This is a genomic window from Cupriavidus basilensis OR16, assembly GCF_000243095.1.
Lineage (GTDB): Bacteria > Pseudomonadota > Gammaproteobacteria > Burkholderiales > Burkholderiaceae > Cupriavidus > Cupriavidus basilensis_D.
In genome coordinates this window covers 1-607 of sequence record NZ_AHJE01000359.1, presented here as the reverse complement: position 1 = coordinate 607, position 607 = coordinate 1, and the positions used below count along the sequence as shown (strand labels likewise).

Annotated in this window: 1 protein-coding gene; it reads right to left on the bottom strand. The window is 65.9% G+C overall.

Features of this window, described 5'->3' with window-relative positions:
- Window positions 1-607, bottom strand: a 607-nt coding sequence (locus OR16_RS39130) for a Bug family tripartite tricarboxylate transporter substrate binding protein (RefSeq protein WP_006165066.1), incomplete at both ends; no start/stop codon positions are given.

The window sequence follows — 607 nt, the reverse complement described above, 5'->3', positions numbered from 1 at the left end:
CGGCCATGGTCGGCACGTCGGGCAACTGCGGCAGGCGCTGCTCGGAAGCCACCGCCAGCGCACGCACCTTTCCTTCCTTGATGTAGGGCAGCATGATGACCAGGTTGTCGAGGATGAACTGGACTTCATTGCTCAGCACGGCCGTGATCAGATGCGTGCCGCCACGATAAGGAATGTGCGTGGCGTAGATGCCGGTGCTGGCCTTGAGCATCTCCACATTCAACTGGCCCATGCTGCCAACGCCGCCGCTGCCGTAGTCGAGCTTGCCGGGGTGCTTCTTGGCGTAGGCCAGGAATTCCGCGAAGGTACGCACCGGCAGGCTGGCGTGCACCACCAGGGCGTTGGGCTGGCGTCCCAGGATGGCGATGTTCTCGAAATCCTTGATCGGGTCGTAGCCCAGCTTCGGCTGGGTCAGCGGGTTGGCTAGGTGGCTGCTCTGGGACGAGACCACCAGCGTATAGCCATCGGGCTTGCTGCGCGCCACGGATTGCGTGGCGACCGAGCCGCCGGCGCCCGGGCGGTTGTCGACCACCACCGGCACGCCAAGGATGCGCGAGAGCGGCTCCGAGTACTGGCGCGCCATGATGTCCACCGACCCGCCGGGCGG